Origin of the sequence: Streptomyces sodiiphilus (genome assembly GCF_039529215.1) — a bacterium.
Lineage (GTDB): Bacteria > Actinomycetota > Actinomycetes > Streptomycetales > Streptomycetaceae > Streptomyces > Streptomyces sodiiphilus.
Map to the genome: position 1 here is coordinate 41,081 of NZ_BAAAMJ010000002.1, position 17,803 is coordinate 58,883.

The window sequence follows — 17,803 nt, forward strand, 5'->3', positions numbered from 1 at the left end:
CGCCGAGTGGCCACAGGAAGGTCGGATTCGATGCGCCGTAATCAATTACCGCCACCGACGGGCAGAAGTGCACACCGCGGCAGAAGTCTATCCGTCATCAGGGGTCCGCGTCACGGAATGTGCATACGAGGGGCGGATCCCGGGCGGACCGACACCAGCGTCGCCGACTGCCGGGTGACAGACGATCATGCGTCGGCCGGAGGACGACCGGATCGGCGTCTCTCCGGGGGCAGCAGAGCCCCGGGAGGAACGGCGAAGGGCCGGACCGGTCTCCCAGTCCGGCCCTTCGCCGAAATCAGGCTGTGGTGCAGGCGGAGTTGTCGAGGGTGAAGGTGTCCGGCGAGGTGTTGGAGCCGGTCCAGGTGCCGGTGAAGCCCAGCGTGACCGAGCCGCTCACCGGGATGACCGAGGTGTAGGAGGCCGGCCGGACGGTGACGGCCGAACCTGACTGCGTCACGGTGCCGCCCCACAGGTTGGTGACGGTCTGGCCGGCCGGGAAGGACCAGCCCAGCGTCCAGCCGTCGAGGGCGGAGGTGCCGGTGTTACTGATCACGACCTCTCCCTGGAAGCCGCCCGGCCACTCCCCCACCACCCGGTAGGCGACGGAACAGGCGGCGTCACCCGGCTCCTGGCCGCCGCCGTCCGCGGTGGTGACGTTCACCGCGGGCGAGCGTGACGAGCGGTTGCCGGCCGCGTCGCGCGCGTAGACGGCGAAGGAGTAGCCGGTCTGCGGCGTCAGTCCGGTGACGGTCGCCGAGTTGCCGGCGGAGGTGGCCACCACGGTCTCCGAACCTGTGGCGACGCGGACCACGTCGTATCCGGTGACCCCCACGTTGTCGGTGGAAGCGGCCCACGACAGGGTGACGGACGTGGCGGTGATGTCCGAGGCGACGGGCGTTCCGGGCGTGGTGGGCGGTGTGGTGTCCTCGCCGCCGCCGGAGCCGTAGACGGTGGCTTCGCGGGAGGTGTCGCCGATGCCGTCGGGGCCGTGGAAGATGCGGCGGCCCCAGTCGGTCAGCGAGGCGGGGTCGAAGTCACGGACCATGTCGAGGTAGTCCACCCCGCCGCTGTTCCCGCTCCAGGACCAGCCCAGGTAGCCCAGGCCCAGCTCCCGGGTGATGCGCAGGATGGCGTCCTCGTCCGGGTCGCCGTCGGAGTGGTAATGCCCGAACTCGCCCACCAGAATCGGCAGCCCCGCGTTCACGAAGTGCGTCAGATAGGAACGGATCACCGACTCCTGCTCGAACACCCCGTACATGTGGATCGAGAACATCGTGTTGCCCTGCGGGTCCGCGTCGAACACCGACCGGGCGTTGTCCCGCATCGTGTGCGTCCAGTCCTGGCCCCAGTTCGGGGCGTCCACCATCAGCGCGTGCTCGAACCCGGCCTGCCGCAGCTTGACGATCGCCCCGCGGGTGTCGGCCGCCCACCGCTCGTACCCGGTGTTGCCGTGCGGCTCGTTGCCGATGTTGATGACGACATAGTCCTCCTCGCCGCGCAGCGCGTCCCGGATGCTGATCCAGTAGTCGGCAGCCTGATCCAGGGAGGCCGCAGCTCCCTCCTCACCGTAGCCGGTGGTGTCATGTACCTCCAGCACACAGATCAGCCGGTGCTGCTTGCACAGCGAGACGATGTTCCGTACATCGGAGACATCGTTGCGGGTCCAGCGGTCACCGCTGGAGAGCACCACCCGCACCGTGTTCGCCCCCAGCTCCTTGATGTGCCCGAGCGCGGCGGTCCGCCCCGTGAACCAGGTGTGCGGATGATTCACCCCCCGCATCACGAAATCATTGCCGTTGCTCTCCAGCACCCGGCCGTCCTGGACGTGGATGCCCGTGGCTGCCGCGGCGGGTTCGGCCTGCGCGGTCCGACTCAGTCCCAGGAGGGACAGCAGGAGGCCGATGGCGGCCGCGAAGGCCGCCAAGATGCGGGGTCCAGTTCTCATGTGCGACTCCAGACGAACGCGGCCCCGCCAGGGGGACCGGTGACCGAGATGGACTGGCGCACGGTGGCCTCCCGAGAGCATGGGAGCGCTCCCAACGATGGCCGGCCGCCTCCCCGCGCCGCCTCCCTATCAACCCATTCTTGTCATTGCCGCGTCAAGACCAGTGCACGGCCGACGCCCCGCAGGGCGCACCCGAGGAGCCGTCAGAAGCCCGGGCCGGGCCGGGTGTGCTGCACGCTGATCCAGTGCCTGCTGGTCATCTCGTCGAAGATCCAGTGGCCGCCGAAGCGCCCCAGGCCGGACTCCTTCTCACCGCCGAACGCGGCGTTGATGTCGTCGTGCACCGTGCTGCCGTTGACGTGCGTCATGCCCGCCTCCACCCGCCGGGCGAACCGCAGCCCCCGCTCGGTGTCACGGGTGAACACCCCGCTCGACAGGCCGTACTCGGTGGCGTTGGCCAGGCGCAGAGCGTCCTCCTCGCCCTCCGCCCGGATGACGGTGGCGACCGGCCCGAAAACCTCCTCCGCCGCGGTCGCGACCTCGTTGCCGCCCAGCAGCAGGTGTGGCGGCAGTACCCGTCCGGTGGGGCCCTGCGGTCCCCCGGAGAGCAGCAGCTCGGCTCCCTGCCCGACGGCCCGGCCGATCTTGTCCCGTACCGAATCCAGCTGGCTGTCGCTGATCAGAGGACCGATCTGGGTCTTCTCGTCCCGGGGGTCGCCGGTGCGCAGCGCCCTGGCCCGTTCCAGGCACCGCTCGACGAGATCGTCGTGCACGGCCGCGTCCGCGATCACCCGGTTGGTGGCCATGCAGACCTGGCCCTGGTGGAAGTAGCTGCCGTGCACGGCCGCGTCGGCGGCGGCGTCCAGATCGGCGTCGTCGAGGATCACCAGGGGGCCGTTGCCCCCGAGTTCCAGGGCCAGGTGCTTGAGCCCGGCCTTGGCCGCGATGCCCTTGCCTACCGGGGTGGAGCCGGTGAAGGAGATGATGCGGGGCACCTCGTGCTCGACCATCGGGTCACCGACCTCGCCGCCCCGGCCGATGACGACGCTCAGCACGCCGGGGGGAAGCCCGGCCTCCTCGTAGATCTTGGCGAGCAGCAGCCCGCCGGTCACCGGGGTGTCCCCGGCGGGTTTGAGCACCACGGCGTTGCCGACGGCCAGCGCGGGGGCGACGGAGCGGTTGGAGAGGAAGAGCGGGAAGTTCCAGGGGCTGATCACGCCGACGACCCCGGCGGGCCGGCGGTAGACCCGGTTCTCCTTGCCCGGCACATCGGAAGGGACGGTCTCCATCTCCAGGAACGTGCGGCCCGCGGCTGCCTGGGTGATGGCCCGGCAGATCTGCGTCTCCATGCCGATCCGCAGCCGGGTGCAGCCCGCCTCGCGGGTCAGCCAGCCGGCGATCTCCTCGTGGCGCTCCGCCATGATGCCGGCGGCGCGGCGCAGGACCGCGGCCCGTTCCGTGGGGTGTGCGTCGGCCCAGTCGCGCTGGGCGACGCGCGCGGAGCGGTAGGCGTCGTCGACATCGGAGGCCCCGGCCAGCGGAATCTCGGTGAGGACGTCGCCGGTGTAGGGGTCGGTGTCGGTCTGCACCGACCCGGAGCCGCCGGCGCGCCATCGGTCGCCGATCGGCATGCGGTCGAAGCCGGTGTACGGGAGAGGGGTCTGATGGTGCGACATACGGACAGGGTGACCAGCGGCGCGGGAGTCGGCTCGCAGACACGCCGCACCGAAAACTTTCCGACTGCCCGCGCCTCCCTTCTCCCCAGCAAGGGCATTCAGGAGCCGGGGGTACCCCAGCAACGCACTCTTGACCCGACCATGACCAATTACTAGCCTTCCGGAACCGCTCCGGAAATTTTCGGCCCCACATGTCTCGGAGAGTCCATGAGAAGGCCCGAATGGCAGACCAGCAGGCGATCATTCCTCGGTCTGGTTCCCCTCACCGTCGCCGCCGGCACCGCACCTGCCCTGGCCGGCCCGGCCGCCGCGGCCGGCCGTCCCTCCCCGGGAGGCGGGAGCCGCCGCCGGTACGTCTCCCCCTCGCCGGTGCACGGCGGCTTCCCGCTGGTCGCCGGAGGGGCCGCGGCCCCCCTCGTGGTCAGCTCGGAGGACTACCCCGGCGTGCGCCGGGCCGTCGGCGATCTGCGGGACGACACCGAGCGCGTCACGGGCGTCCAGCCCGTCGTCGCCACCGACAAGCCGCCGCGAGGCACGAGCGACATCGTGCTGATCGGCACCATCGGCCACAGCCCGCTGATCGACGGCCTGGTGGCGGCCGGGAAGCTGGACGTCACGGGGATCGCCGGACGCTGGGAGACCACCGTCGAGCAGGTCGTCCAGCATCCGATGCCAGGTGTGCGCCGGGCTTTCGTCATCGCGGGCAGCGACCAGCGCGGCACCATCTTCGGCATCTACGAGACCTCCCGCCAGATGGGGGTCTCGCCCTGGTACTGGTGGAACGACGTCCCCGCCCAGCGGCACGAGGAGCTGTACGTACGGCCGGGCCGGCACAGCCAGGGGACCCCCGCGGTCAAGTACCGCGGCTTCTTCATCAACGACGAGAACCCCGCACTGGGCACCTGGGCGCCCGGGTACTTCGGCCCGGGCCACGCGCCGGGTTTCGAGAACGGGTTCAACAGCGCCTTCTACGCCAAGGTCTTCGAGGTCATGCTCCGGCTCAAGGCCAACTACCTGTGGCCGGCGGTGTGGGGCAGGGCGTTCGCGGAGGACGACCCGGACAACCACCGCACCGCCAAGGAGTACGGCGTCGTCATGGGCACCTCGCACGAGGCGCCCATGATGCGCGGCATCGAGGAGTGGAACCGGCACGCCACCCCGGCCCAGCGGGACAGCGAGGGCAACATCACCGTCCCCGGCAGCGACCCCTACGGCGGCACCGGTGAGTGGAGCTTCCGGCGCAACGGCGAGGCCATCAAGAAGTACTGGGCCGACGGCATCACGCGCATGCTGGAGGAGGACTTCGAGGGGGTCGTCACCCTCGGGATGCGCGGCGCGGGTGACGTCAGCCTGCCCGACGGCGACGGCATCGACCTGATGGAGGAGATCCTCGCCAGCCAGCGGGAGATCCTCGACGAGCTGACCGGGGACACCGACATCACCACCGTCCCGCAGGTGCAGACCCTCTACAAGGAGGTCCAGCGGTACTGGGACCAGGGGCTGCGCCCGCCGGAGGATGTCACCGTCGTCTTCTGCGACGACAACTGGGGCAACATGCGCAAGGTCCCGGACCCCCGGCTGCCCGAACGCAGCGGTGGCTACGGCCTCTACTACCACTTCGACTACGTGGGCGGCGGCCGCAACTACAAGTGGGTCGACACCATCAACCTCACCAACACCTGGGAGCAGCTGCATCTGTCCTACGCCTACGGCATCGACCGGCTGTGGGTGGTCAACGCCGGCGACATGAAGGCGGAGGAGCTGCCCCTGCAGTTCTTCCTGGACTACGCCTGGGACCCGGAGCGCCGGCCGCTGGAGCGGCTCGACGATTGGCTGGTGGCATACGCCGAGGAGAACTTCGGCCCCGGGCACGCGCGGGACATCGCCGCCGTGCTGCACACCTACGGCATCCTGCAGGCCCGGCGCAAGCCGGAGCTGCTCAACCGCCACATCAGCCTGGACCCGGACAAGGACCTGAGCACCGACCCGTCGGCCGTCGTCTACGACGACGAGGCCAGCCCCTACAGCCTCACGGACTACCGGGAGATCGACCGGGTCACCGAGGAGTGGCGGGAACTGGCCGAGGAGGCCGAGCGGATCGGCGGGGAACTGCCGGAGTCCGCGCAGGACGCCTACTTCCAGCTGGTGCTGTACGCGGTGAAGGCGAGCGCGAATCTCTACGCGCTGCGGCAGGCGGAGTTCACCAACCTCCTCTACGCCGAACAGGGGCGGGCCGCCACCAACGACCTGGCGGACGCCACCGACGCGCGCTTCGCGGACGACCAGGCGCTGTCGGACTACTACAACTACACCCTGGCCGACGGGAAATGGGAAGGCTTCCAGACCCAGCCCAAGATCGGGTACGGCGATGTCGAGAGGTACGGGCCGGACGCCCCCTGGCAGCAGCCGCAGACGCCCGACCATGTCGCCCTGCCAGACGAGGTCTTCCCCGCCGTGCGGCGTATCGAGCTCGCCCGGGGAGCCGAGATGGGCGTGGCGGTCGACGGCTCGGATTGCTGGTGGCCGCGGGCACAGGAGCCTGCCGTCCTGCCGGAGTTCAGTCCGCACCAGAGCCAGCCCGAGCAGTACATCGATGTCTTCAACCGGGGGTCGGAGCCTTTCGACTGCACCATCCGGGCGGCCGAGCCCTGGGTGAAGGTGGAGGGCGGCAGCGGCCGGGTGGAGAAGGAACTGCGCGCGACCGTGCGGGTGGACTTCGCCCGCGCCCCCAAGGGCACCACCACGGTGCCGCTCACGGTCACCGGCCCTGACGGGGCCGAGGTCGAGGTCCGCGCGGTGGTGCGCAACCCCGGACGGCTGCCGGGACGGTTCGCCGGCTTCGTCGAGGCCAACGGCTATGTCTCGATGAAGGCCGCGCACTGCTCCAGGGCGGTGGCGGCCCACGGTGTGCGCTGGGGGGAGCTGCCGGACATCGGACGCACCGGCTCGGGCATGACGCCCTTCCCCGTCACGGCCTCCAGCCGGACTCCGGGGGGCGGCAGCCCCAGGCTGGAGTACGACATGCACCTGGTGACCGCCGGGGAGGTACGGGTGCTGGTGTACCTCTCGCCGAGGAATCCGGTGCTGGCGCGGGCGGAGCTGCGGTACGCGGTGTCGCTGGACGGTGCCCGGCCACAGACGGTGGACATCATCTCCGCCACCGGTTCCGACGACACCGCCATGAACAAGCAGTGGGAGCGGAACACCTCGGACAACGTGAACGTCACCGTCACGACGCACACGGTGAACAGGCCGGGACGTCACGTGCTGAAGCTGTGGATGGTCGATCCCACCGTCGTGGTACAGAAGATCGTGGTGGACACCGGCGGTCTGCGCCCCAGCTATCTCGGTCCGCCCGAGAGCCTGCGGGCCGGCCGGTGAGCTGAGCTCCGCGTCCGGCCGGTGCCGGGGGTTTCCTCCGTCCCGCACCGGCCGGACCCCGGGACCCGATGCGGCATTTCGGGCAGGGTCTGCCTTTTCTCCGCGGATCTGCGTTTTGCTAGCCTTCCCTGATACCTCGCGTTGCCGCCGCTTCAGGGAGACCCGTGTCCAACGTCCCACCACCGCCCGCAGAGCCTCCCCGCATATCCCGCGGCGGGCTCCGCGAGCGTCTGGCACAGCTGCCCCGCCCCGCCCTGGTCGGCGGCGCGGTGGCCATCGCGCTCGGCGGCACCTACCTGACCGGCCAGCTGGTCGTGGGCAGCACCATCGCTCCGGGGACCAGCGTGCACGGGGTGGACATCGGCGGGCTGACCCCGCAGGCCGCCCGTGAGACGCTCGACCGGGAGCTGGCCGGAGCCCGGACGGCCCCGGTGCCGGTGATCCTCGGCGGAGCGGAGGACGAGGTCCACACGGTGGATCCGGTCGCCGCCGGACTCGACCTCGACATCCCCGCCACCGTGGACCGGGCGGACCGGCCCGGGCTGCTCGGCAAGCTCTTCGGCAGCGGCGGCGGCGAGATCGCCCCCGTGGTGCTGGTGGACGAGAAGAAGGCGCGCGCCGAGCTGGACGCCCTGTCCGAGGAGTCCGCGTCCACGGTCCAGGAGGGCGCCATCTCCTTCGCGGGCGGCGAGATCGAGGTGACCGAGCCGCGGGCGGGCACCGCGCTCGATGTGGACGGCGCGCTGGACGGGCTCCGGGAGGGCTATCCGGCCGCCGCGGACCCCGTGCGGCTGCCGGTGACGGAGGCCGAGCCGCGGACCGACGACGCGGAGGTGCGGCGGGCGCTGAACGAGTTCGCCCGGCCGGCCGTGTCGGGCCCGGTCGTGCTGACCGCGAACGGCAAGGAGATCTTCATCGCCCCGGAGATCTTCGGCGACCATCTGACGATGACGCCTGACGACGAGGGGCGGCTCGTCCCGGAGCTGGACGGCGAAGGGCTCGCCGGTGACGAACGGCTGGCCGGGCCGGTCGCCGAGGCGGAGGTGCGGGCCACCGAGGCCCGGCTGCGCCTGGAGGGCGACGAGGTCGTGGTGGCCGCCGGCGGGGAACCGGGCAGCAGGGTGGTGAAGGACGCCATCGGGGACGCGGTGATGCCGCTGCTGACCGGCACCGGGGCGGCGCGCACCGGCCCGGTGGAGACCGAGACGGTCGAGCCGAAGGTCAGCCGCGAGAACTACCGGGAACTGGGCATCACCGAGAAGATGTCCAGCTTCACAGTGAGCTTCGATCCCGCCCCCTATCGCACCACCAACATCGGCCGGGCCGTGGAGCTGATCAACGGCTCGGTGGTGCTGCCCGGCGAGGAGTGGAGCTTCAACCGCACGGTCGGCGAGCGCACCAAGGAGAACGGGTTCGTCGAGGGCATCATCATCCTCGACGACCGGTACCAGAACGCCCAGGGCGGCGGCGTCTCCGCCGTGGCCACCACGATGTTCAACGCGGTCTTCTTCGCGGGCGTCAAGCCGGTGGAGTACCGGCCGCACTCGTTCTACATCGAGCGCTACCCCGAGGGCCGCGAGGCCACCGTGGCCTGGGGCAGTCTGGACCTGCGTTGGCACAACGACTCGGGCAACGCCATCTACGTCATGGCGAGCTCCACCGACAACTCGGTGACCATCACGTTCCTGGGCACCAAGGTCTACGACAAGGTGGAGTCGGTCACCGGCCCGCGGACGAACGTCAAGGAGCCGGGGACCCGGGAGGCCAAGGGCGACAAGTGCGTGCCGCAGCCGCCGCTGGAGGGCTTCGACGTCGAGGTGGAGCGGGTCCTCACCTCCGGCGGCAAGGAAGTGGGCCGGGAGGCGTTCACCACCCGCTACACCCCGCGCGACGAAGTGGTCTGCGAGGACGACGACTGACGGTGAGGGGCCGGGTTCCCCGGCCGCGTCAGCCGATCGCGCGGGCGGCCGCCCGGCCGGCCGCCCGGCCGGAGAACAGACAGCCGCCGAGAAAGGTGCCCTCCAGGGAGCGGTAGCCGTGCATGCCGCCGCCGCCGAACCCGGCGGCCTCGCCCGCGGCGTACACGCCGGGCAGCGGGTCGCCGTCCTCGGTCAGCACGCGCCCGGACAGGTCGGTCTCCAGCCCGCCGAGCGTCTTGCGGGTGAGGATGTTCAGCCGCACGGCGATCAGCGGGCCCGCGGCGGGGTCGAGCAGCCGGTGGGGCGGGGCGACCCGGATCAGCCGGTCCCCCAGGTAGCGGCGGGCACCACGGATGGCGGTGATCTGGAGGTCCTTGGTGAAGGTGTTGCCGGTCTCCCGGTCCCGGGCCTCGATCTCCTCGCGGAGCGCCACCTCGTCGATCAGCGCGTCCCCGGTCAGCGCGTTCATGCCGCGCACCAGGGCCGGCAGGTCCTTCTCCACGACGAAGTCGGCGCCGCGCTCCATGAAGGCCCGCACCGGGGCCGGGGCGCCGGACCGGGCGCGCCCCAGGACGTCGCGGATGCTGCGGCCGGTGAGGTCCGGGTTCTGTTCGGAGCCGGAGAGCGCGAATTCCTTCTCGATGATCTTCTGGGTGAGCACGAACCAGGTGTGGTCGTAGCCGGTGGTGCCGATGTGCTGGAGGGTGCCCAGGGTGTCGAAGCCGGGGAAGAGCGGCACGGGCAGCCGCTTGCCGGTGGCGTCCAGCCACAGGGAGGAGGGTCCCGGCAGGATGCGGATGCCGTGGCGGCTCCAGACCGGGTCCCAGTTCTCGATGCCCTCGGTGTAGTGCCACATCCGGTCCCGGTTGACCACCCGGCCGCCGGCCCGCTCGGTGATGCCGAGCATGGCGCCGTCCACATGGGCGGGGACGCCCGAGAGCATGCGCCGGGGCGGGCGCCCCAGCCGGGCGGGCCAGTTCTGCCGGACCAGGTCGTGGTTGCCGCCGATGCCGCCGGAGGTGACGACGACGGCCTGGGCCCGCAGTTCGAAGGCACCGACGACGTCGCGGCTGCTGGCGGTCCCCCGGGCGGCGGTGCTGGGGGCGAGAATCTCGCCGGTGACGGTGTCGACCGATCCGGCGGTGCGGCTCAGCCCGGTGACACGGTGACGGAAGCGCAGGTCGGCCCGGCCGCGCGCGGCGGCCGCCCGCACCCGCCGCTCGAACGGCTCCAGGAGTCCGGGGCCGGTCCCCCAGGTGATGTGGAACCGGGGCACGGAGTTGCCGTGGCCGGTCGCGTCGTAGCCGCCCCGTTCGGCCCAGCCCACCACGGGGAAGAACCGGACGCCCTGGGCGCGCAGCCAGGCGCGCTTCTCGCCGGCTGCGAAGTCGACGTAGGCCTCGGCCCAGCGCCGCGGCCAGTGGTCCTCGGCGCGGTCGAAGCCGGCCGTGCCGAGCCAGTCCTGCCAGGCCAGCTCATGGCTGTCGCGGACGCGCAGCCTGCGCTGCTCGGGTGAGCCGACCAGGAAGAGCCCGCCGAACGACCAGTGCGCCTGGCCGCCCAGACTCGCCTCGGGCTCCTGGTCCAGCAGGATGACCGTGCGGCCCGCCTCGGTCAGCTCGGCGGCTGCCGCGAGCCCGGACAGGCCCGCTCCGATCACGATGACGTCGGCGTCGTATGCCATGGGCTGATCCTCCGGTCCGGCCGCGCGGGGCCCGCTGCGTATCCGGTGTGATCCTGGGGGCCCGTTGTACATCACGTCAACAGAACCCGGGGACCTCGTGGCCCGGCATGCTCCCCGCGGAGCGTGGCGTTTACGCTCGGAGACATGATCAGACGGGTGCTGGAAGCGGTGCGGCTGTGGTTCTCCCCTGCCAGGATGCGGGCCGAGGGCAGCACCCCGGATTACCGGTTCTCGCTCGCGAACGAGCGGACCTTCCTGGCCTGGGTGCGGACGGCCCTGGCGCTGGTGGCCGGCGGGATCGCGGTCGACCAGTTCCTGACCGATCTGAGCTGGGGGGTGCGGACCACCATCGCGCTGGTGCTGCTGCTGGGCGGGGCGCTGTGCGCGCTGCGGTCGGTGAACCACTGGGTGCGCTGCGAGCGGGCCATGCGGCGCGGGGAGGACCTGCCGGCCACCCGGTTCCCCGCCCTGCTGGCGGTGGGCACGGCGGTGGCGGCGCTGGTGGTGATCGCCGCGGTGGTGCTGAACGGGGCGGATCTGCCGTGAGCCGGCGTCCCCCCGCTCCGGTCCGGGACCCGGCGGCCCAGCCGGAGCGCACCCACATGGCCTGGCGCCGCACCTCGCTGACGTTCGCCCTGGTGGTGGTGCTGGCCGGGAGGAAGGCGGTGCAGGGGGATGCGGTGTCCCCCGCCGTGGCCGCCTTCGCGCTGTGCGGGCTGCTCTGGGTGGCGTTTCTGGTGGTGACGCACCGCAGGATCAGGGAGCTGAGGCCCGCCCGGCCGGCAGCGCCACGGCCGCACACGATGATCGCTTCGGCGGTGGCGGTGGTGGCCGTGGCGCTGCTGGGCGTGGTGGTGGTCTGGCCCGCTACTCCAGCGTGACCTCGTGGACCGCGTCCGTCCCGGGCGGGGCGTTCCGGTCGGCGTTGGTGGTCGACAGCCACAGGGCTCGGCCGTCACCGGTGGCCAGGACCGTGCGCAGCCGCCCGAGCTCGCCCTGGTATTAGGCCTCGGGGGTGCCGGTGCTCGCGCCGTCCAAGCGGTATGCCGCCACCGCCCCACCACTCCGACCTGACATCGCCGATCGGCGCTCCGGACGGTCCGCCCCGGGCCGCTGAGCGGTTTGTGACCCCGGCACTGGACGGCATACCGACTGGTCGGCATCATGGTGTCCGACCCGACCGCACTTCCCACTCCCCGAGGAGCAGCCCATGAGCGAGGAGCACCCCCCAGGCCTGGACCTGGCACGCCTCCAGGAGTATCTGGACCGGGCCAGGCCCGGCCTGGTGCGCGGTCCGCTGAGCGCTCGGCTGATCGAGGGCGGCAGGTCCAATCTCACGTACCGGGTGACCGACGGTACCTCCGCCTGGGTGGTGCGACGGCCCCCACTGGGGCACGTGCTGGCCACCGCGCACGACATGGCACGTGAGTACCGGGTCATGACCGCGCTCGGCCCCACCGCCGTCCCGGTGCCGCGCACGGTGCTGCTGTGCGAGGAGCAGGAGGTGCTCGGGGCCTCCTTCTACGTCATGGACTTCGTCCCCGGCACGCCCTACCGCACCGCCGAGGAGCTGGAGGCCATCGGCCCCGAGCGGACCCGGAAGGTGGTCCTCGGGCTCGCGGACACGCTGGTGGACCTGCACGCCGTCGATCCCGCGCCGGCCGGACTGGCGGACTTCGGGCGGCCGGCCGGGTTCCTGGAGCGGCAGCTGCGCCGCTGGGGCAAGCAGCTGGACGCCTCCCGGAACCGGGAGCTGGCCGGGATCGACGAGTTGCACGTCGCACTGGGGACCTCCCTGCCGGAGTCGCGGGAGGCGACCGTCGTGCACGGCGACTTCCGTCTGGACAACGTGCTGGTGGACGAGGACGACCGGCTGCGGGCGGTCCTGGACTGGGAGATGTCCACCCTGGGCGACCCGCTGACCGATCTCGGGCTGCTGGTGATGTACAGCCAGCCGATGGATCTGCCCGACTCCCCCGTCAACACCACCCGCGGCGCCGCCGGGCACCCCGACGGCCGGGAACTGGTGGAACGTTACGCGGCCCGCTCGGGCCGGGACGTGTCGCGGATCAACTGGTACACCGCGTTCGCCTACTTCAAGCTCGCCGTGATTCTCGAGGGCATCCACTACCGCTACACCCTGGGCCAGACCGTCGGCCGGGGCTTCGACCGCATCGGCTCCGTCGTACCGCACTTCGTGCACGGCGGGCTGACCACGCTGCAGGAAGGCTGAGCACCGATGGACTTCTCATTCGACGACCGGACCCAGGAGCTGCGCGAGCGGCTGCTGTCCTTCATGGACGAGCACGTGTACCCGGCCGAGTCGGTCGCCGAGGAACAGCGCGAGCGGCTCGACTCGCCCTGGCAGACGCCGGCGGTGGTCGGTGAGCTGAAGGCCGAGGCCCGGCGCCGCGGCCTGTGGAACCTCTTCCTGCCCGACGCCGAGCACGGCGCGGGCCTGACCAACCTGCAGTACGCCCCGCTGGCCGAGATCACCGGCCGCAGCCCGCAGCTCGCCCCCACCGCGCTGAACTGCGCGGCGCCGGACACCGGGAACATGGAGCTGCTGGCGCAGTTCGCGAGCCCCGAGCAGAAGAAACGGTGGCTCACCCCGCTGCTGGAGGGCGAGATCCGTTCGGCGTTCGCGATGACCGAGCCGGAAGTCGCCTCCTCCGACGCCACGAACATCGAGACCCGCATCGAGCGGCACGGCGACGAGTACGTCATCAGCGGCCGCAAGTGGTACATCTCCGGGGCCATGAACCCCGACTGCGCGATCTTCATCGTGATGGGCAAGACCGACCCCGAGGGCTCCGACGTCCGCCGCCAGCAGTCGATGGTGCTGGTGCCGCGGGACACCCCGGGCGTGGAGATCCGGCGGGCCATGCGGGTCTACGGCTTCGAGGACCACCACCACGGAGGGCACGCCGAGGTCCTCTTCCACGATGTCCGGGTGCCGGTGAGCAACCTGATCGGTGAGGAGGGCGGCGGCTTCGCCATCGCCCAGGCCCGGCTGGGCCCCGGCCGCATCCACCACTGCATGCGGCTGATCGGCATGGCCGAGCGCGGCATCGAGCTGATGTGCCGCCGGGCGGTCACCCGCACGGCGTTCGGCAAGCCGCTCGCCCAGCAGGGCGCCGTGCAGCAATGGATCGCCGACGCCCGGGTGGCCGTGGAGCAGATGCGGCTGCTGGTGCTGAAGACCGCGTGGCTGATGGACACCGTGGGCAACCGCGGAGCGCACACCGAGATCCAGGCCATCAAGATCGCCGTGCCGCGGACCGTGACGGAGATCCTGGACCGGGCGATTCAGGTGCACGGCGCGGCCGGGGTCAGCCAGGACTTCCCGCTGGCAGAGCTGTGGACCTCGGCCCGCTCGCTGCGCATGGCGGACGGACCCGACGAGGTCCACCAGCGCTCGCTGGCCCGCCGCGAGCTCAAGCGCTACGCGTGAGACACGGGCCGGGCCCCGACNCGGACCGCCGTCGCGGTCCGGGCCCGGCCCGTTTCCGTCTGCCTCCGGGGCAGGTCAGGGGGTGACCACCACGCGGCCGGTGGTGGTGCCGTCCGCCACCCGCTGCACCGCGTCCGCAGCGCCCTCCATCGGCACGCGCTCGCTCACCAGGGGACGCACCGCGCCCTCGCCGGCGAGGCGGGCCAGCTCCTCGTGGCAGGCCCGCACCGCCGCCGGGTCGTGCGTGTTGTACAGCCCCCAGTGCAGGCCGAGCACCGAGTAGTTCTTGACCAGCGCGTGGTTCAGGCCGGGCTTGGGAATGGTGCCGCTGGCGAATCCGACGATCACGATCCGGCCCTCGAAGGCGATGCACTTGACCGACTTCGCGTACGCCTCGCCGCCCACCGGGTCGTAGACCACGTCGGCGCCGCGCCCCCCGGTGGCCTCCTTCACCGCCTCCGCGATGTCCTGGACCGTGCGGTCCACCACCACGTCGCAGCCCAGTTCCCGGGCGGCCTCGGCCTTGGCCGCTCCCCCGGTGACCCCGATGACCCGGGCGCCGGCGGCCTTGCCGAGCTGGACCGCGGCGCTGCCCACCCCGCCGGCCGCGGCGTGCACCAGCAGCGTCTCCCCGGCCTGGAGCCGGGCCCGCCGGTGCAGACCGAACCAGCCGGTCTGGTAGCCGATGTGCAGGGCGGCGGCCTCCGCGTCGTCCAGGGCGGCGGGAGCGGGCAGCACCCCGGCGGCCGGCACCACCACGCGCTCGGCGAACGCGCCGTCCGGCACTCCGGGCTGGGCCATCACCCTGGTTCCGGGGGCCACCCCGGCGCCCTCACCGGCCCGCAGCACCTCGCCGCACAGCTCGACGCCCGGGGTGAACGGCAGCGGCGGGCGGACCTGGTAGTGGCCGCGGCACAGCAGCGCGTCGGGGAAGTTGATGTTCGCCGCGCGCACCGCGACGAGGAGTTCCCCGGGGCCCGGTTCCGGGTCGGGCACCTCCTCCAGGCGCATCACCTCGCGCGGCTCGCCGTTCTCGTGGACACGCCATGCCTTCACCGGTCGTTCTCCTTCTGTGGGTCGCGGATCACTGCTGCTTCACGGGCGCAGGGCACGCAGCAGGAGGTCCGCGAGATGATCGGCCACCTGCTGCGGGGTGAGCCGGCCGTCTTTGCGGTACCAGTTGCTCAGGTGGTGGACGGAGCCGAAGTGGTAGTCGACCACCAGGTCCGCGGGGGTGGCGTCGCTGAACACCCCGGCCCGCTGGCCCTCTTCGACGAGCGCCCGGAAGCGCTCGTGGTAGCGGCGCCGCTCGGCGCGCACCTGCTGTTGCTTCTCCGGGCTGAGCTGGTGCATGGAGCGGAAGAAGATGATGGCGTCGTCGAGGTTCTCGATGGTGGTGACGACGACGTCGGCGGCGGCGCGGCGCACCCGGTCGGCCACGGGGGCGTCCTCGCCCGCCACGGCGTCCAGCCGCTCCTGCTGGAGTCTGAGCACCCGGGCGTAGACCTCGTGCAGAAGATCGTCCTTGGCCCCGAAGTAGTGGTAGAGCGCGCCCTTGGTGACGCCTGCCGCTTCCACGATCTCCTGGACCGAGGTCCGCTCGTAGCCGCGCTCGGCGAACATCCGGGTGGCGGTCGCCAGCAGCCTCTCCGGCACCGTCCCGTTCCCGGTCCTGCGCTCCATGATCGTCACCTTTCGAGCTTCTGCTGCATGCGGTTCATCCCCGTCAGCCACCGGTCGGGGTCGGTGGCGCGCGCCGTAGCGTACTCGGCCACCTTCGGGTGGGGCAGGATCAGGAAGCGCTCCTCGGCGATGCCGGCCAGTACCGCGGCGGCCACCTCCTCCGGCTCGATGGCGTCGGGGGCCAGCACCAGGTCGCCGGACCTGCCGCTGCCGCGCAGCATGTCGGTGCGCACTCCCTGGGGGCAGACCGCGTGCACCCGGATGCCCCGGTGCCGGTAGGTGACCGACAGCCACTCGGCGAAGGCCAGTGCGGCGTGCTTGGAGACGCTGTAGGGAGCGGAACCGACCATGGTGAGCAGTCCGGCCGCGGAGACGGTGGCCACGAAGCGGCCCTCGCCCCGCTCCAGCCAGTGCGGCACCAGTTCCCGGGCGGCCCGGACATGGGACATCACATTGACGTCCCACGCGGCGTCCCAGACGGCGTCCTCCGCCTCCGGCCCGCCCCTGGGCGCGATGCCCGCGTTGGCGCAGAAGACGTCGATGCGGCCCCCCAGCGCGTCCCTCGCGGCGGGGACCACCGCGGAGGCGTCCCCGGGTACGGAGGTGCCGCCGATCTCGCGCGCGACCGCGTCCGCCTTGTCCGCGTCCAGGTCGTTGACCACGACCCGGGCGCCGAGGTCCGCGAAGGCCCGGGCGAGTGCCGCCCCGATCCCGCCGCCCGCCCCGGTCACCACGACACCGGCGTCGCGCATCGTCTCCATGCTGTCCGTCCCTTCGGCTGGGCCCGCTGCCAGAGGGCAGACTAACCGGTCGGTATGTGCGACGGAAGGGCCCCGCCGGCGGTTGACAGCGGGGCGGGGGCGGGCGCATGCTGACACATCGGGCTGAGCAAGCGCTTAGCCCGCCCCATCCGACCGGGAGGAACTGAGCATGGCGGAGCCGCGGGTCTTTGCGTCGGCCGAGGAACTGAAGGCGGCGGTCGGCCAGGAGCTGGGCACCAGCGACTGGCTGGAGATCGACCAGGAGCGGATCGACCGGTTCGCCGAGGCGACCGGCGACCACCAGTGGATCCACGTCGACCCCGAGCGCGCCAAGGACGGCCCGTTCAAGACCACCATCGCGCACGGCTACCTGACCCTGTCCCTGCTGCCGGTGCTCGTACCGCAGCTGATCCGGGTCGAGGGCGTGAAGATGGGCCTGAACTACGGCGTCAACAAGGTGCGCTTCCCGTCCCCGGTGCCGGTCGGCTCACGGCTGCGCGCCGGCGCCCGGATCACGGACGTGTCCGACGTCGCCGGCGGCGTCCAGCTGACGGCCCTGGTGACCGTCGAGCGCGAGGGCGGACAGAAGCCCGTCTGCGTCGCCGAGAGCGTCAGCCGCTACTACCTGTGACCGTACCGGCCGGCGCACCGCCGGCCTCCGCACCGCCGCCCGCTCCCGCCATCCTGAGAACCAGTGCGGCGTAGCGGGCGGCGAGCACGTCCGGACCGTCCGGACCGGACGGGTCGAACCAGCGGGACACATCGATGCACAGCGAGAGGATCGCGCGGGCGGTGCTGCGGATGTGGGGGATCTCGAACTGGCCCGCCGCCACCCCCTCCGCCAGGATGCCCCGCATGATCTCCCCGGTGCGCCGCCGCAGGGCCGAGATCTCGGCCAGATGCTCCTCGGCGAGGGCCGACAGCTCGTACTGCACCACCCGGGCGGTGGTGTGCCGCTCCGCGTGCCAGCGGACGAACGAGGTGACCGCGGCGGTCAGCCGCTCCACCGGGCCGCCGGGCCCCTCGGCGGCCTCGGTGAGAATGCGCACCGACCGCTCGTGGCCGACCAGGCTGATCCGGTAGAGCAGCTCCTCCTTCGTCCGGTAATGGATGTAGAGCGCGGCAGGGCTCATCCCGGCGCGGCTCGCGATGTCACGCGTCGTCGTGGCGTGGAACCCCCGCTCGGCGAAGGCCTCGACGGCCGCCCGCATCAGTCGCTGAGCCGTGTCCTGCGCGGCACTCCCTGCCGGACTCCCGACCAGTCCACCCGTTGTTTCTGGCATCCTGACACCTTACACCG

14 protein-coding genes are annotated in these 17,803 nt (G+C 71.8%); 7 read left to right on the forward strand and 7 right to left on the reverse strand.

The genetic code is table 11. The features are described 5' to 3' along the window. Window positions 1–295 precede the first annotated feature (295 nt). On the reverse strand, window positions 296–1,945 hold the full coding sequence (locus tag ABD299_RS00915; RefSeq protein ID WP_344257968.1) for a cellulase family glycosylhydrolase: 1,650 nt from the start codon (window positions 1,943–1,945) through the stop codon (window positions 296–298). Window positions 1,946–2,148: 203 nt separating this feature from the next. Beyond that, a complete protein-coding gene (locus ABD299_RS00920) occupies window positions 2,149–3,621 on the reverse strand; it encodes an aldehyde dehydrogenase family protein (protein ID WP_344257969.1) in 1,473 nt (490 codons plus the stop codon). 207 nt (window positions 3,622–3,828) lie between these two features. Between ABD299_RS00920 and ABD299_RS00925 the strand changes: the two genes are divergently transcribed. After that, window positions 3,829–7,002: a glycosyl hydrolase 115 family protein gene (locus ABD299_RS00925; RefSeq protein ID WP_344257971.1), complete on the forward strand. Its 3,174-nt coding sequence runs from the start codon at window positions 3,829–3,831 to the stop codon at window positions 7,000–7,002. A gap of 164 nt (window positions 7,003–7,166) precedes the next feature. Continuing rightward, the gene (locus ABD299_RS00930; RefSeq protein WP_344257972.1) at window positions 7,167–8,921 is read left to right on the forward strand and encodes a VanW family protein; all 1,755 of its coding nucleotides are present in this window, start codon (window positions 7,167–7,169) and stop codon (window positions 8,919–8,921) included. A 28-nt stretch (window positions 8,922–8,949) separates the two neighbouring features. Here the strand turns inward: ABD299_RS00930 and ABD299_RS00935 are convergent, their stop codons facing one another. Then, the gene (locus ABD299_RS00935) at window positions 8,950–10,605 is read right to left on the reverse strand and encodes an FAD-binding dehydrogenase (RefSeq protein WP_344257973.1); all 1,656 of its coding nucleotides are present in this window, start codon (window positions 10,603–10,605) and stop codon (window positions 8,950–8,952) included. A gap of 144 nt (window positions 10,606–10,749) precedes the next feature. Between ABD299_RS00935 and ABD299_RS00940 the strand changes: the two genes are divergently transcribed. The 4 genes from ABD299_RS00940 (at window position 10,750) to ABD299_RS00955 (ending at window position 14,059) form a co-directional block, all read left to right on the forward strand. Further along, window positions 10,750–11,151, forward strand: a complete 402-nt coding sequence (locus tag ABD299_RS00940) for a YidH family protein (RefSeq protein WP_344257975.1) — start codon at window positions 10,750–10,752, stop codon at window positions 11,149–11,151. Continuing rightward, window positions 11,148–11,486, forward strand: coding sequence for a DUF202 domain-containing protein (locus ABD299_RS00945; protein WP_344257976.1), 339 nt, complete (start codon window positions 11,148–11,150; stop codon window positions 11,484–11,486). Before ABD299_RS00940 ends, ABD299_RS00945 begins: the two co-directional genes overlap by 4 nt. Before the next feature lie 329 nt (window positions 11,487–11,815). Next, complete coding sequence (locus tag ABD299_RS00950; protein ID WP_344257977.1) at window positions 11,816–12,838, forward strand: phosphotransferase family protein; 1,023 nt, start codon at window positions 11,816–11,818, stop codon at window positions 12,836–12,838. A 6-nt stretch (window positions 12,839–12,844) separates the two neighbouring features. After that, window positions 12,845–14,059 (forward strand): acyl-CoA dehydrogenase family protein, encoded by a 1,215-nt coding sequence (locus ABD299_RS00955; protein ID WP_344257978.1) that lies wholly within the window; start codon window positions 12,845–12,847, stop codon window positions 14,057–14,059. A 75-nt stretch (window positions 14,060–14,134) separates the two neighbouring features. On the opposite strand, the gene ABD299_RS00960 is transcribed toward ABD299_RS00955, so the two are convergent. Genes ABD299_RS00960 through ABD299_RS00970 form a run of 3 tightly spaced genes read right to left on the reverse strand, consistent with a single transcriptional unit; the run spans window position 14,135 to window position 16,503 of the window. Next, entirely contained in the window at window positions 14,135–15,115 is a 981-nt protein-coding gene (locus ABD299_RS00960; RefSeq protein ID WP_344257979.1) for an NADPH:quinone oxidoreductase family protein, read from the reverse strand. A gap of 39 nt (window positions 15,116–15,154) precedes the next feature. Beyond that, window positions 15,155–15,742 (reverse strand): TetR/AcrR family transcriptional regulator, encoded by a 588-nt coding sequence (locus tag ABD299_RS00965; protein ID WP_344257980.1) that lies wholly within the window; start codon window positions 15,740–15,742, stop codon window positions 15,155–15,157. 5 nt (window positions 15,743–15,747) lie between these two features. Then, window positions 15,748–16,503 carry an SDR family oxidoreductase gene (locus ABD299_RS00970; RefSeq protein WP_344257981.1) on the reverse strand — a complete coding sequence of 252 codons (756 nt, stop codon included), beginning with the start codon at window positions 16,501–16,503 and terminating at the stop codon, window positions 15,748–15,750. Window positions 16,504–16,672: 169 nt separating this feature from the next. On the opposite strand from ABD299_RS00970, the gene ABD299_RS00975 reads away from it, so the two are divergent. Next, entirely contained in the window at window positions 16,673–17,134 is a 462-nt protein-coding gene (locus ABD299_RS00975; protein ID WP_344257982.1) for a MaoC family dehydratase, read from the forward strand. Here the strand turns inward: ABD299_RS00975 and ABD299_RS00980 are convergent. Beyond that, window positions 17,115–17,786: a TetR/AcrR family transcriptional regulator gene (locus tag ABD299_RS00980; protein ID WP_344257983.1), complete on the reverse strand. Its 672-nt coding sequence runs from the start codon at window positions 17,784–17,786 to the stop codon at window positions 17,115–17,117. The genes ABD299_RS00975 and ABD299_RS00980 overlap by 20 nt on opposite strands. Window positions 17,787–17,803 lie beyond the last annotated feature (17 nt).

What these genes read in the sequence shown, in the direction of transcription:
- ABD299_RS00915 (WP_344257968.1), bottom strand. Translation starts at nt 1,945, where the DNA reads ATGAGAACTGGACCCCGCATCTTGGCGGCCTTCGCGGCCGCCATCGGC.
- ABD299_RS00920 (WP_344257969.1), bottom strand. Translation starts at nt 3,621, where the DNA reads ATGTCGCACCATCAGACCCCTCTCCCGTACACCGGCTTCGACCGCATG.
- ABD299_RS00925 (WP_344257971.1), top strand. Translation starts at nt 3,829, where the DNA reads ATGAGAAGGCCCGAATGGCAGACCAGCAGGCGATCATTCCTCGGTCTG.
- ABD299_RS00935 (WP_344257973.1), bottom strand. Translation starts at nt 10,605, where the DNA reads ATGGCATACGACGCCGACGTCATCGTGATCGGAGCGGGCCTGTCCGGG.
- ABD299_RS00940 (WP_344257975.1), top strand. Translation starts at nt 10,750, where the DNA reads ATGATCAGACGGGTGCTGGAAGCGGTGCGGCTGTGGTTCTCCCCTGCC.
- ABD299_RS00950 (WP_344257977.1), top strand. Translation starts at nt 11,816, where the DNA reads ATGAGCGAGGAGCACCCCCCAGGCCTGGACCTGGCACGCCTCCAGGAG.
- ABD299_RS00955 (WP_344257978.1), top strand. Translation starts at nt 12,845, where the DNA reads ATGGACTTCTCATTCGACGACCGGACCCAGGAGCTGCGCGAGCGGCTG.
- ABD299_RS00965 (WP_344257980.1), bottom strand. Translation starts at nt 15,742, where the DNA reads ATGGAGCGCAGGACCGGGAACGGGACGGTGCCGGAGAGGCTGCTGGCG.
- ABD299_RS00970 (WP_344257981.1), bottom strand. Translation starts at nt 16,503, where the DNA reads ATGGAGACGATGCGCGACGCCGGTGTCGTGGTGACCGGGGCGGGCGGC.
- ABD299_RS00975 (WP_344257982.1), top strand. Translation starts at nt 16,673, where the DNA reads ATGGCGGAGCCGCGGGTCTTTGCGTCGGCCGAGGAACTGAAGGCGGCG.
- ABD299_RS00980 (WP_344257983.1), bottom strand. Translation starts at nt 17,786, where the DNA reads ATGCCAGAAACAACGGGTGGACTGGTCGGGAGTCCGGCAGGGAGTGCC.